Raw genomic sequence first — 13,798 nt, forward strand, 5'->3', positions numbered from 1 at the left:
GGCTTACGATGAATAAAACCCGACAGCAGGAACTCACGCGCTGGTTACGTCAACAAACCGCGCCGGCTAAACGCTGGCTACGCCTCTCATCACTACTGGGGATCGTCAGCGCGCTGATTCTGGTTGCTCAGGCATGGTTGCTGGCAACGCTGCTGCAGGCGCTGATTGTCGATCAGACGCCGCGCGCCAGCCTGGCGGCACCATTTTTGCTGCTGATCCTCTGCTTCGCGTTACGCGCGCTGCTGACACTCGCGCGCGAACGCGCCGGATTTCGCTGTGGGCAGAGCGTGCGTCTGGCTTTGCGTCAGCAGGTTCTCGATCATCTGACGACCGCCGGTCCGGCCTGGATTCAGGGTAAACCAGCCGGCAGCTGGGCCACACTGCTGCTGGAACAAATAGAGGAAATGCACGATTACTACGCCCGCTATCTGCCGCAAATGACGCTGGCGGTGCTGATCCCCTGCTTTATTCTGATTGCGATCTTCCCGATTAACTGGGCGGCGGCACTGATCTTATTAGCGACGGCGCCGCTGATCCCGTTTTTTATGGCGCTGGTTGGTATGGGCGCCGCCGATGCTAATCGCCGCAACTTTCAGGCACTCAGTCGCCTCAGCGGTCAGTTTCTCGATCGCCTGCGCGGCCTTGATACGCTGCGTCTGTTTGACCGCGCCAACGCCGAAACCGACGCTATTGGCCAGTCAACCGAACAGTTTCGCCTGCGTACGATGGAAGTGCTGCGCCTGGCGTTTCTCTCCTCGGCGGTACTGGAGTTTTTTGCCTCTCTGTCTATTGCAATAGTCGCAGTATATTTTGGCTTTTCTTACCTTGGTGAATTCCATTTCGGCAGCTATGGCGCCGGCGTTACGCTGTTTGCTGGTTTTCTGGCGCTGATCCTGGCGCCGGAGTTCTTTCAGCCGCTGCGGGATCTTGGCACTTTTTATCATGCAAAAGCACAGGCGACGGGGGCAGCCGACTCGCTTGAGCAGTTTCTCAGTCAGCACCCTGAGCCGCCCCAGCCGCAGGGGGAATATCATCTGCCGCTGGATCAGCCGCTAAATATTCATGCGCAGGACCTGTTTATCAAATCGGCGGGTGGCGCCACGCTTGCCGGCCCGCTTAATTTTCAGATTAAAGCCGGCGCGCGCATTGCCATTGTCGGCCTGAGCGGGGCAGGAAAAACCTCCTTGTTCAATGTGTTGATGGGCTTTTTGCCTTACGAAGGTTCTCTGGCGCTTAACGGCCGGGAACTACGGGATATGACTCCTGACAGCTGGCAACGGCAGCTAGGCTGGCTTGGACAGAATCCGCACCTTCCGGCCCCAAACATTCGGGAAAATATTGTACAAATGTCGCAGCCTGATGAAGCCCGCTTACAGCAGGTGCTTGAGCAAGCCGGCGTCAGTGAATTTATCGACCGCCTCCCCCATGGACTCGATAGCGCAATTGACGAACAGGCCAGCGGACTTTCCGTCGGTCAGGCGCAGCGCATCGCTCTGGCACGCGCGCTGCTTAAATCGTCATCGCTGCTGCTGCTCGATGAGCCGGCTGCCAGTCTGGATGCGCTGAGCGAACGGCTGGTTAACCAATGTTTACTTGAAGCCTCTCGCCAGCAGACTACCCTGCTGATAACCCACCAGCTGGAGCAACTGGGCGACTGGGATATTATCTGGGTGATGGATGACGGACAGATAGTACAGCAAGGCAATAAGCAATCGCTGCTGCAACAGCCTGGCATCTTTGCCAGTTTGCTCAACCAGCGAATGAGTGAGGTGTGCTGATGAAATTACTGCTTCCCTATCTGAAACTCTATCGCCGCCACAGTTTCCGCCTGACGCTTGGCGTGGTGCTGGCGATTGCCGCGCTGCTAGCCAGCATCGGATTGCTGACGCTTTCTGGCTGGTTTCTGGCAGCCGCGTCGCTGGCGGGCTTTGCCGGATTATACAGCTTCAATTATATGCTGCCGGCGGCTGGCGTACGCGGGGCGGCGATTACGCGAACGGCTGCCCGCTATTTTGAGCGACTGGTAAGCCATGACGCCACTTTCCGCGTGCTACAGCATCTTCGCGTCACCATCTTTGCTTATCTGCTGCCTCTCACGCCGGGCAGACTGTCTCGCTTCCAGCAGGGCGATCTGCTCAATCGCCTGGTGGCCGATGTGGATACCCTTGACCACCTCTACCTGAGGGTTATCTCCCCCATGGTTGGCGCCTTCTGCGTCGTGCTGGTGGTTATGGTGGGTCTGAGCTGGCTGGACGTTCAGCTGGCGATGACGCTGGGTATTATCCTGCTGGCAACGCTGATCGCGCTGCCGCCGCTGTTTTATCGCCTGGGCTACGCCGGCGGCGCGGCGCTAACTCGCCAGCGCAGTGAGTATCGCAGCCTGCTGATGCGCTGGCTGCAGGGAATGGCGGAACTGCGTATTTACGGCGCCGAGCCGGACTATCGCCATAAGCTAAACGGTCTGGAGCAGCAATGGCAGACCGCCCAGCAGCGGCAGGCCGGGCTTAGCGCGTGGTCTCAGGGCGCGCTGATCCTGATTAGCGGCCTGACGGTAACGCTGATGCTGTGGCTGAGCGCTGCGGGGGTTGGCGACCTCATCAAGCCCGGTGCGCTGATAGCGCTGTTCGTCTTTTGCAGCCTGGCGGCTTTTGAAGCGCTGGCGCCGGTGGCAACCGCCTTTCAGCATCTGGGGCAGGTTATCGCCTCGGCCGGGCGGGTGACGGAAATTACCACTCAGCGCCCCGCCGTCAGCTTTGATGGCGACAGGCAGCAAGCCGTTTCCGAGGTAAGCCTCGCCCTGGAACAGGTTAGTTTCAGTTATGAAAACAGCAGCTTCCCGGCATTGCAGGATATTTCACTGCGGCTGCATGCTGGCGAAAAGCTGGCGCTGATCGGTCGCACCGGCAGCGGAAAATCAAGCTTACTCCAGCTGCTTACCCGCGCCTGGGACCCGCAGCAGGGAGAGATCACGCTGAACGGCTGCCCGCTGGCAAGCTGGCAGGAAAGCGCGCTGAGGCGTATGACCACCGTTGTCAGCCAGCGGGTTCATCTGTTCAGCGCCACGCTGCGCGAGAATTTATTGCTGGCGGCGTCCGAAGCCAGCGATCAGCAGTTGGTTGCCGCACTGCAACAGGTTGGTCTCGAAAAGCTGCAGGACAATCAGGAAGGCCTGAACGCCTGGCTCGGCGAAGGAGGACGTCAGCTCTCCGGCGGCGAGCGGCGCAGACTGGGTATTGCCCGCGCCCTGCTGCACGACGGCGCCCTCTGGCTGCTGGACGAGCCGACGGAAGGGCTCGATGCCCACACCGAGCAGCAAATCCTTAGCCTGCTGCGTCAGGTCACCCGTGATAAGAGCGTCATTATGGTGACGCACCGGCTGCAGGGAATTGAACATATGGACAGGATCGGCGTCATGGACGGCGGTCGACTTGTCGAATTGGGCAGCCATCAGGAATTAATCGCAAAACGCGGACGCTACAGCGATTTTCAGCAGCGCTATGCGCTATAGTGAAATCAGTTTCAGCAACGTAAAAACGCTATGCGCCTGATTCAACTTTCCCGTGACTCAATTCGTTTCCCGCCGCCAGAAATGGCGCTGCGGGAGCCAAACGGTCTGCTTGCCATGGGTGGCGATCTCAGCCCTGCACGCCTGCTAAACGCTTATCATCGCGGCATTTTTCCCTGGTTCTCCCCTGGCGACCCGATTCTCTGGTGGTCGCCGGACCCGCGGGCGGTGATGCGGCCAGAAGAGTTTCATCTTAGCCGCAGCATGAAGCGTTTCCACAAAAGCTCGCCTTATCAGGTTACGCTCAATCGGGCATTCCCGGAGGTGATTGCCGGCTGCGCCAGCGATCGCAATGAAGGCACCTGGATCACCGCTGAGGTGAAACGAGCCTGGATCAAGCTATGGCAGCTGGGACACGCGCACTCGATCGATGTATGGCAGGATGAAAACTTAATCGGCGGTATGTATGGTTTGGCGTTAGGCCAAATTTTCTGCGGCGAATCAATGTTCAGCCTCAGCGTTAACGCCTCAAAAACCGCCCTGCTGGTTTTTGCCGATTATTTCCAGCGTCAGGGCGGGCGGCTGATAGATTGCCAGGTATTAAACCCGCATACTCAATCGCTGGGCGCCACCGAAATCCCCCGCGCCGATTATCTTACATTAATTAATCAACTGGCTGAGCGCCCGGTGACCGACTGGTGCTGGCAAGCTAAACGGCTGTTCTGAGACTAATGTTTTCTGCGCAATGAAAAATGTTTGATGGTATAATCAGCGGATATTATCAGTAATCTATGTTCGCCGTTAAACGAGCAGGAACAGGCCCCGTTGGGAATACCCTGGCATTTTATCGAACTGACTTGATGGCTTTAGCCGCGAGTAGCTCCATATCCGCTATCCCTCCCGCAGACGTCATTACTGAAGGTATTTATCCCCCGCGTGGTGGTTCACAGGAACCTGACCGCCGGATAGTGTTGGTATTTGCACCAGCAATTCTTTACATAATTCGGGAAATTCGGCATTATCTTGCCGGTCCAAATTAAGGTTGTCATACCCAGAGGATTCGATGGCAAAAGAAGACAATATTGAAATGCAGGGTACCGTACTGGATACGTTGCCTAACACCATGTTCCGCGTTGAGCTGGAAAATGGTCACGTGGTTACCGCTCATATCTCCGGTAAAATGCGCAAAAACTATATCCGCATCCTGACGGGCGACAAAGTCACTGTTGAGCTGACCCCGTACGACCTGAGCAAAGGCCGCATTGTCTTCCGTAGTCGCTGATTTACTGGCGGCTGTCGGAGACGCCCGCTAAGCGCCCCTGCCGCAATAAAAAAGGCCGACTTTAAGTCGGCCTTTCGTATATCAGCGCGGCGCAATTAATGCACGGTGCCTTCGGTTTTGCGCTTCTCGTCGCTCAGGAAGTGGTAAGTCAGCTGATTGTTCTCTTTATCGAGAGCAACGGATACCGAACCGCCATCGACCAGAGAGCCGAACAGCAGCTCGTTTGCCAACGGCTTTTTCAGGTTCTCCTGCACGGCACGGGCCATCGGTCGCGCGCCCATTGCTTTGTCGTAGCCTTTTTCCGCCAGCCAGTCGCGGGCGTCATCGCTGACTTCCAACGACACGCCTTTGGCATCCAGCTGCGCCTGCAGTTCGACAATAAACTTATCCACCACCTGATGAATCACCTCGGTCGACAGATGGTTGAACCAGATAATATTGTCGAGACGGTTACGGAACTCCGGTGTAAACACCTTCTTGATCTCTTCCATCGCATCGGTGCTGTTATCCTGATGGATGAGGCCAATAGACTTACGTTCGGTTTCCCGTACCCCGGCATTGGTGGTCATAACCACTACCACATTACGGAAGTCGGCTTTCCGGCCGTTGTTGTCGGTCAGCATGCCGTTGTCCATGACCTGTAGCAGCAGGTTGAACACGTCAGGATGCGCTTTCTCGATCTCGTCAAGCAGCACCACGGCGTGCGGATGTTTAATCACCGCATCGGTCAGCAGTCCGCCCTGATCAAATCCAACGTAGCCCGGAGGCGCGCCAATCAGCCGGCTGACGGTGTGACGCTCCATATATTCCGACATATCAAAGCGCAGCAGCTCAATACCCAGTGCTTTAGCCAGCTGAACGGTAACTTCGGTTTTACCGACGCCCGTTGGACCCGCGAACAGGAAGGAGCCGACTGGCTTACGCTCTTGTCCCAGTCCGGCGCGACTCATCTTAATCGCTTCGGTCAGCGCTTCAATGGCATTGTCCTGACCAAAGACCAGCATTTTCAGACGTTCGCCCAGGTTTTTCAGGGTATCGCGATCGGTAGCGGAAACGCTTTGTTCCGGGATACGGGCAATGCGCGCCACCACGGTTTCAATATCCGCCACGTTGACGGTTTTCTTACGCTTGCTGACCGGCACCAGCCGCGCGCGCGCGCCTGCTTCGTCGATCACATCAATCGCTTTATCCGGCAGATGGCGATCGTTGATATATTTAACCGCCAGCTCAACCGCAGCCCGCACCGCTTTTGCGGTGTAGCGGACATCATGGTGCGCTTCATACTTCGGTTTCAGTCCGTTAAGGATCTGCACGGTTTCTTCAACCGACGGCTCGGTAATATCAATTTTCTGGAAACGTCGGGCCAGCGCCCGGTCCTTCTCGAAAATATTGCTGAATTCCTGATAAGTCGTCGAACCCATCACGCGAATTTTACCGCTGGAAAGCAGCGGTTTAATCAGGTTAGCCGCATCAACCTGGCCGCCAGAGGCGGCGCCTGCACCGATAATAGTATGAATTTCATCGATAAACAGAATGCTGCTGTTATCCTGTTCAAGCTGTTTTAACAGGGCTTTAAAACGCTTCTCAAAATCGCCGCGATACTTGGTTCCCGCCAGCAGCGAGCCAATATCCAGTGAGTAAATGGTGCATTCTTTCATCACCTCGGGAACATCACCCTGCACGATGCGCCAGGCCAGCCCTTCGGCAATCGCCGTTTTACCGACGCCGGACTCGCCAACCAGCAGCGGGTTATTCTTGCGGCGGCGGCACAGCACCTGAATGGCGCGCTCCAGCTCTTTATCCCGACCAATAAGCGGGTCGATGCCACCAACGCGAGCAAGCTGGTTCAAATTGGTGGTGAAGTTTTCCATACGTTCCTCCCCGCCTGCTTGCTCTTCGTTAACCGGATTTTCGGCACCCTGCTGCTGATTCGGCTCGTCTTTGCGCGTGCCGTGCGAAATAAAGTTAACCACGTCAAGACGGCTGACTTCATGTTTGCGCAGCAGATAAGCTGCCTGAGACTCCTGTTCGCTGAAAATAGCGACCAGGACATTAGCGCCGGCGACTTCACTGCGCCCGGATGATTGCACGTGGAATACGGCGCGCTGGAGAACGCGCTGAAAGCTGAGCGTCGGCTGCGTGTCACGCTCTTCTTCAACGGCCGGCAGCACCGGCGTTGTTTGTTCGATAAAAGCTTCGAGTTCCTGACGAAGGGTGACAATATCGACCGTACAGGCTTCAAGCGCTTCCCTGGCTGACGGGTTACTGAGCAATGCCAGCAGCAGGTGCTCAACGGTCATAAATTCATGTCGGTGCTCGCGCGCTCTGGCGAAAGCCATGTTTAAACTGAGTTCCAGTTCTTGATTGAGCATAGGCACCTCCCCCATTTAGATCGCCCTTTCAGGCTTTTTCCAGCGTACACAGCAACGGATGCTCGTTCTCCCTGGCATATTTATTAATGTGTGCGACTTTGGTTTCCGCCACTTCCGCGGTAAAAACGCCACAAATCGCCTTTCCCTGATAATGCACCGTAAGCATCAATTGCGTTGCACGTTCAACATCATAAGAAAAGAACTTTTGCAGAACGTCAATAACAAATTCCATAGGTGTATAATCGTCATTATTCAGTATAACTTTATACAGCGAAGGCGGTTTAAGCCCTTCGCGCAGCTTATCTTCTGCAAGATGTTCAAAGTTAAGCCAGTCGTTTGTGTTCCCCATTACGCACCCAGTGTTATCAACAATCGTAAGCTCTCGCAACCCCTGATTCTGCGTATAAGTTTAACACGTGAAAACGGAGTCCCCGACAGCATAAAAAAACATGAATTTTGACCTACGCGATGTCCATCACAAAAAGTCATCAGAGCGTTATCTGCCTCAAATTTTGACAACCCCGCAGCCGGAATAACGTTGACGCTGTAGGGGGTTACCCTACATTGTACCAATACAAGCTGACAGCGGTTAACAGCTTATCAGGCAACCAGGCCTGACAACCTCACTCAACAATCACTGTAATGCGAGGGATCCTGCAGCATGGAGACGGGTACTGTTAAATGGTTCAATAACGCCAAAGGCTTCGGCTTCATCTGTCCGATCGGCGGTGGCGATGATATCTTCGCGCACTACTCATCCATTCAGATGGATGGCTACAGGACGCTGAAGGCCGGACAGCAAGTCCAGTTTGATGTTCATCAAGGTCCGAAAGGTAATCACGCCAGTCTCATCGTCCCTGTTGAAGCGGCTGCCGTTAGCTGATCCCTTTCATCACATTCTGAACAAGCCCCGACAAAAATGCCAGTCGCACAGGCTGGCATTTTTTCTGAAAACCCGTCACCACTGGTTAAAATAAATTGGGCTATCCCGCACGTTTTCAAACCCGATTTACAAATCTTTTTCGTCGCTGTTAAGCTGCGCCTGTTGCAGAACCTCAGCAAACATTTGCTGAAGCAACGGCGGGATTGCGCTGCGGCCACGCTCTGCGGCATCCAGCGCCACGGCTATCGCCAGCCCCGGTTTCGACGCCTGATGAATCGCCTTGGTTATCGCCTTGTGCATACCGGCGGGCACCCCCGGCGGCAAACGGGCAATACGATGATAGACCTCTGAAAAACCCGCCTTATACAGGAAATGCTCCATATCCAGCGCGGGTAATTGCGTGACATAGCGGGCGATGGCTTCCGGCGCTGAATCGGGTCCAAGGCTGCGGGCGGTCGCGGCATATTTTTGCCCGGCCGCATCGCCATCGGTCAGGACGTGCCAGCCAATTCCCATGCGCTGGGCGAAGCGTAACAGCGGACGCAAACCAGCCTGCGCATATTCAATCACCCGGATGCCCTCTGCGGCAAAATGAAACCCGCTCTGACGCGCGAGTTCATTGATGATCCACACCTCGGTTTCGCCCTCAACCAGCAGCCAACAGCGAGCAAAAAGCGCCGAGGGACGGTTAAAACGAATATGAAAGGCGATGCGGCGACTTTCTTCCGCATTCATTCCCTGCGATCCGATGCGCCAGGCGTTGATGCTTTCTGTACTTCTGACCAGTCGACAGAGCTGTTCTATCGGCGTTTGCGACAGCAGCTCGCTGGAATTGGTGGTGATAATTTTTTGTAAAGGCAGCAGCTCCAGTACGCCCGAAGCAACCGACAGCATGATGGGATGAAGCCGGGTTTCCGGTTCTTCAAGCACCAGCAGCGGCCGCGCCAGCGGGTCCAGCGCCTCACCGCCGCGCGCCTGCAGCAGCAAGGCGAACATACGCAGCAGCGTCTGACGGCTGCGCCTGTCGCTGTCCACCAGCATGCGGTTAATGGCGTCAAGGTGCCGCCAGCTCTGGCGTGATGCGCGCGCATCAGGCGGCAAAGGATGGTGCTCCAGCCCGCTGCCGGCTGGCTGAACCGCAAAATAATGTTCCATCAGCTGCTGTAAGGTTTTTACCCCCTGACGCATCGCCTCTTCCGGCAAAGGCTGAGCATGGCGCCAGTGGGACATCAACAGATTCAGCTCATCGGCCAGCTGACCTGCTGCGCGCAGCGGCAAGCCGTTTGTGCCGCTGTTTTGTCTGGCAATACGCGCATCACGCAGGCGTAATACCGGGTGCAGACGGCGCAACAGCGCAATGGCCTCCAGCGTGGCCGCGTCTGCCAGCGGCTGGCCCTGCCCGTCGATAAATGCCTGCGATGAGTGAATATTGCCTTGCGCATCACGCTGCGCCGCCAGCTGATAGCACAGGCGGTGCAAATGCCCCTCCCCCCGACGATAGAGCGCCGGTCGCAACGGGCGATAACGATGGGTAAAGGCATCTCCCGGGCGCTCCTCAATGAAGTAAAACCGGATATGCAAGCGACGCCAGGCTTTTTCTCCCGCCGGCTGAAAAAAATCCTGCTTGCGAAAAGCGGGCGCCATTGCCTGCGGAGCAAAACCGAGCGACAACGCATCCAGCAAACTGGTCTTTCCCCAGGCGTTCTCGCCAATTAGCACATTATTGTCTTCAAGCGTCAGAGAAAGGCGGTTAATACCGCGAAATCCAACGATATCGATCTGTTCCAGAATCATATTTCATCCCGCCACGTTCTGCTGATAGACCGAGCATGTGAGATGACAGCGCCGGGGTCAAGCGGACCTTTACAGTATGATAAAATTTCGCTAGTTTCTCGCCGCCCCCCTTTGCCTCATGGATGACAGACTCAATGTATTCCGGTCTTATACTTATTCTTATGCCGCTGATTATTGGTTATTTACTGCCTCTGACCTGGCGGCCGCTGCTGGTTGCTGTCAATAAGCTCCTTAGCTGGATGGTGTATATCATTCTGTTTTTTATGGGGATCAGCCTGGCATTTCTGGATAATCTGGGGGCGAATTTACTGAATATCGCCCGCATCAGCCTGATTTCTGCACTGTGCATCATCATTTGTAATGTCATCGGACTGGAGCTACTGGCGCGTCGCTATCCCTGGCGCCATGCGCATCAGCAGCAGGCGCTGCCCTCCCGACTACATATGGCGCTGGAGTCGCTGAAATTGGGGCTGGTGGTGCTGGCGGGCTTCGTTACGGGACTCAGCCACTGGCCCCCGTTGAGCCATGCCAGCGAGGCCAGTGAGTTTGCCCTGCTTTTGCTGCTGTTTCTCGTCGGCCTCCAACTGCGCGGCAGCGGTATGACGCTGCGCCAGATACTGCTTAACCGGCGCGGCATGATGGTCGCCTGCGTAGTGTGGTTCACTTCGCTGGCCGGCGGCGCGCTGGCGGCGCTGCTGATTGGCGTGTCGCTCAATACCGGGCTGGCATTAGGGTCGGGATTTGGCTGGTATTCGCTGTCAGGTATCTTGATGACCGAGTCATTCGGCCCGGTCATTGGCAGCGCGGCATTCTTTAACGACTTGTTGCGTGAACTACTGGCCATAAGCCTTATTCCGGCGCTGATTTTGCGCCATCGTACCAGCGCATTGGGCTTATGTGGCGCCACCTCAATGGATTTTACCCTGCCGGTCTTACAGCGCAGCGGCGGTAATGAAATCGTTCCGGCTGCCATCGTTCAGGGCTTTTTGCTCAGCCTGCTGGCGCCGGTGCTGATGGCGCTGTTTTCCGCCTGAACTTTTTTACATTTTCCCCCACGCGTAGCAAAATTCCTCACCCCGGCATAGGCTATGCTTTGTGATGGTTATCCCATTTTACCAGGGTGCACTATTCATCAAATAAAGGAAGATAAACATGAAGCAGACGGTCGCGGCCTTAGTAGCTAAAACGCTTGAAAACGCCGGGGTAAAACGTATCTGGGGCGTCACCGGAGATTCGCTCAACGGTCTCAGCGACAGCCTGAACCGGATGGGAACAATTGAATGGATAGCAACCCGTCATGAGGAAGTTGCGGCCTTTGCCGCGGGCGCCGAAGCGCACATCAGCGGTGAGCTGGCAGTCTGTGCCGGCTCTTGCGGTCCGGGCAATTTGCATCTGATTAACGGTCTGTTTGACTGCCATCGCAACCACGTGCCGGTGCTCGCTATCGCCGCGCATATTCCCTCCAGCGAAATTGGCAGTAACTATTTTCAGGAAACCCATCCCCAGGAACTGTTTCGCGAATGCAGCCATTATTGCGAGCTGGTATCCAACCCGGAGCAGCTGCCGCAGGTTCTGGGCATCGCCATGCGTAAAGCCATCCTCAACCGTGGCGTTTCAGTGGTCGTCCTGCCAGGCGACGTCGCGCTGCAGCCCGCTCCTGAAGGCGCCAACGCAGAATGGTATCAGCCCGCGGCTCCGGTGGTGTTGCCAAATTATGACGAACTGACACGCCTTGTCAGCGTGCTGAATGAATCAAGCAATATCGCCCTGATGTGCGGCAGCGGCTGCGCCGGGGCGCATGCGGAGGTGATTGAGCTGGCCAAAACGCTCAAGGCGCCGGTGGTGCATGCGCTGCGCGGTAAAGAGCATATTGAATACGATAATCCCTATGATGTCGGTATGACCGGCCTGATTGGTTTTTCATCCGGCTATCACGCAATGATGAATGCTGATACCCTGGTGCTGCTGGGAACCCAGTTTCCCTACCGCGCTTTTTATCCGGAAAAAGCCAAAATTATTCAGATTGATATTAATCCCGCCAGCCTCGGTTCCCATTGCCATGTAGATATGGCGCTGGTCGGCGATATCAAACAAACGCTCAGCGCCTTGCTGCCGCGCCTGACGCTAAAAACCGACCGCCGCTTTCTTGATAAGGCACTGGAGCATTACGCTGATAGCCGCAAAGAGCTGGATGGTCTGGCCAGCGCCAATGACAAACAGGCTATTCATCCGCAATATCTGGCGCAGCAAATCAGTGAACTGGCCGCCGATGACGCAATTTTTACCTGCGATGTTGGCACACCCACCGTCTGGGCGGCGCGCTATCTGCAGATGAACGGCAAGCGCCGCCTGATCGGGTCGTTCAGTCATGGTTCGATGGCTAATGCCATGCCACAGGCGCTGGGGGCGCAGGCTATTGACCGCAAACGTCAGGTGATCGCCATGTCGGGCGACGGTGGCTTCAGTATGCTGATGGGGGATTTTCTTTCCGTCGCTCAGCTGAAATTACCGGTGAAAATCGTGGTGTTTAACAACAGCGCGCTGGGCTTTGTCGCCATGGAAATGAAAGCCGGCGGCTACCTGACCGACGGCACGGATTTGCATAATCCCAACTTTGCCGATATCGCCAAGGCTTGCGGCGTCAAAGGCATTCGCGTTGAGCGCGCCTCGGAGCTAACCGGGGCGTTGCAGGCGGCATTTTCGCACGACGGTCCGGTGCTGATCGACGTCGTTACCGCGAAAGACGAGCTGGCAATGCCGCCGCAAATCAAAGCGGAACAGGCAAAAGGTTTCAGCCTGTATATGCTGCGCGCGCTGATTAACGGCCGCGGCGATGAAGTGGTCGAGCTGGCGAAAACTAACTGGCTACGGTAAAAAAGACGTCAATATAACAAAGCATCATTATCTGACGGGCGCAAAGGCGCCCGTTTTTCTGACAGGAGATTGAGCGTGATTGATTTACGAAGCGACACGGTTACCCGCCCTACACCGGCAATGCTCAGCGCCATGATGGCGGCCGATACCGGCGACGATGTCTACGGCGATGACCCCACGGTTAACGCGCTGGAAGCGGAGGCCGCCCGTCGCAGTGGTAAACAAGCCGCCCTGTTTTTGCCTACCGGCACTCAGGCTAATCTGGTTGCCCTGTTGTGCCACTGTAATCGCGGCGAAGAGTATATTGTCGGTCAGCTGGCCCATAACTATAAATATGAGGCCGGCGGCGCGGCGGTGCTTGGCGGCATTCAACCGCAGCCAATCCTCAATGCGCCGGATGGTACTCTGCCGCTGGACAGCGTGGCGCAGTTTATCAAGCCCGATGATATTCATTTCGCCATCACCCGGCTGCTAAGTCTGGAAAATACCTATAACGGTAAGGTGCTGCCGCTAAATTATCTTGAACAAGCCTGGGATTTCACCCGTCAGCACGGCCTGGCGCTGCATATTGACGGCGCGCGCATTTTTAATGCGACGGTCGCATTGGGGGTGCCCCTTGAGGCGCTGGCCCGCTATTGCGACAGCCTGAGCATCTGTCTGTCTAAAGGGCTGGGCGCACCGGTCGGATCGCTGCTGTGCGGCAGCCAGACGTTTATTCAACGCGCCCGGCGCTGGCGCAAAATGACGGGCGGCGGGATGCGTCAGGCCGGAATTCTGGCCGCAGCCGGCCTGTATGCCTTAGAGCATAACGTTACCCGTCTGCAGCAGGATCATGATAACGCAGCCTGGCTGGCGGAAAAGCTGAGAGAAGTGGGCGTTGACGTTTCACGCCAGGATACCAATATGGTGTTTCTTAAACTGCCGCAGACGCAGGTAGAACCGTTAAAAGCGTGGCTTAAACAGCGCGATATACTGGTTTCCACCGGGGCGGTTACCCGGCTGGTCACCCATCTTGATGCCGACCGCGCCGCGCTGGAAAACGTGCTCGCCGCCTGGCGTGAGTTCCTCGACGTTCATGGCTGAAGCCG

The 13,798-nt window shown here is 56.1% G+C and carries 11 protein-coding genes; 8 read left to right on the forward strand and 3 right to left on the reverse strand.

Annotation, left to right across the window (positions count from 1 at the left end):
* Positions 1–8 precede the first annotated feature (8 nt).
* From cydD to infA, 4 genes are all read left to right on the forward strand, one after another.
* Positions 9–1,778, forward strand: coding sequence for a heme ABC transporter permease/ATP-binding protein CydD (cydD, locus tag BTJ39_RS07320; RefSeq protein ID WP_078002118.1), 1,770 nt, complete (start codon positions 9–11; stop codon positions 1,776–1,778).
* The gene (cydC, locus tag BTJ39_RS07325) at positions 1,778–3,508 is read left to right on the forward strand and encodes a heme ABC transporter ATP-binding protein/permease CydC (protein WP_078002008.1); all 1,731 of its coding nucleotides are present in this window, start codon (positions 1,778–1,780) and stop codon (positions 3,506–3,508) included. Before cydD ends, cydC begins: the two co-directional genes overlap by 1 nt.
* Before the next feature lie 30 nt (positions 3,509–3,538).
* Complete coding sequence (aat, locus tag BTJ39_RS07330; RefSeq protein ID WP_078002009.1) at positions 3,539–4,231, forward strand: leucyl/phenylalanyl-tRNA--protein transferase; 693 nt, start codon at positions 3,539–3,541, stop codon at positions 4,229–4,231.
* A 337-nt stretch (positions 4,232–4,568) separates the two neighbouring features.
* A complete protein-coding gene (gene infA, locus BTJ39_RS07340) occupies positions 4,569–4,787 on the forward strand; it encodes a translation initiation factor IF-1 (RefSeq protein WP_002211347.1) in 219 nt (72 codons plus the stop codon).
* Positions 4,788–4,882: 95 nt separating this feature from the next.
* Here infA and clpA read toward each other — a convergent pair whose 3' ends face one another.
* Both clpA and clpS read right to left on the reverse strand, forming a co-directional pair.
* Entirely contained in the window at positions 4,883–7,159 is a 2,277-nt protein-coding gene (gene clpA, locus BTJ39_RS07345; protein WP_078002119.1) for an ATP-dependent Clp protease ATP-binding subunit ClpA, read from the reverse strand.
* A gap of 28 nt (positions 7,160–7,187) precedes the next feature.
* Positions 7,188–7,508, reverse strand: a complete 321-nt coding sequence (gene clpS / locus BTJ39_RS07350) for an ATP-dependent Clp protease adapter ClpS (protein WP_078002010.1) — start codon at positions 7,506–7,508, stop codon at positions 7,188–7,190.
* A gap of 312 nt (positions 7,509–7,820) precedes the next feature.
* Between clpS and cspD the strand changes: the two genes are divergently transcribed.
* A complete protein-coding gene (gene cspD / locus BTJ39_RS07355; RefSeq protein WP_078002011.1) occupies positions 7,821–8,042 on the forward strand; it encodes a cold shock-like protein CspD in 222 nt (73 codons plus the stop codon).
* Between the two features lie 126 nt (positions 8,043–8,168).
* Here the strand turns inward: cspD and BTJ39_RS07360 are convergent, their stop codons facing one another.
* The gene (locus BTJ39_RS07360; protein WP_078002012.1) at positions 8,169–9,836 is read right to left on the reverse strand and encodes an ATP-dependent nuclease; all 1,668 of its coding nucleotides are present in this window, start codon (positions 9,834–9,836) and stop codon (positions 8,169–8,171) included.
* Positions 9,837–9,970: 134 nt separating this feature from the next.
* Between BTJ39_RS07360 and BTJ39_RS07365 the strand changes: the two genes are divergently transcribed.
* The 3 genes from BTJ39_RS07365 (at position 9,971) to ltaE (ending at position 13,793) form a co-directional block, all read left to right on the forward strand.
* Complete coding sequence (locus BTJ39_RS07365; RefSeq protein ID WP_078002013.1) at positions 9,971–10,870, forward strand: LysO family transporter; 900 nt, start codon at positions 9,971–9,973, stop codon at positions 10,868–10,870.
* Positions 10,871–10,988: 118 nt separating this feature from the next.
* Positions 10,989–12,710 carry a ubiquinone-dependent pyruvate dehydrogenase gene (poxB, locus tag BTJ39_RS07370; RefSeq protein WP_078002014.1) on the forward strand — a complete coding sequence of 574 codons (1,722 nt, stop codon included), beginning with the start codon at positions 10,989–10,991 and terminating at the stop codon, positions 12,708–12,710.
* Positions 12,711–12,785: 75 nt separating this feature from the next.
* Positions 12,786–13,793 (forward strand): low-specificity L-threonine aldolase, encoded by a 1,008-nt coding sequence (gene ltaE, locus BTJ39_RS07375; RefSeq protein WP_078002015.1) that lies wholly within the window; start codon positions 12,786–12,788, stop codon positions 13,791–13,793.
* The last annotated feature ends 5 nt before the right edge of the window (positions 13,794–13,798 follow it).

The organism is Izhakiella australiensis, from assembly GCF_002006995.1.
Classification (GTDB): domain Bacteria; phylum Pseudomonadota; class Gammaproteobacteria; order Enterobacterales; family Enterobacteriaceae; genus Izhakiella; species Izhakiella australiensis.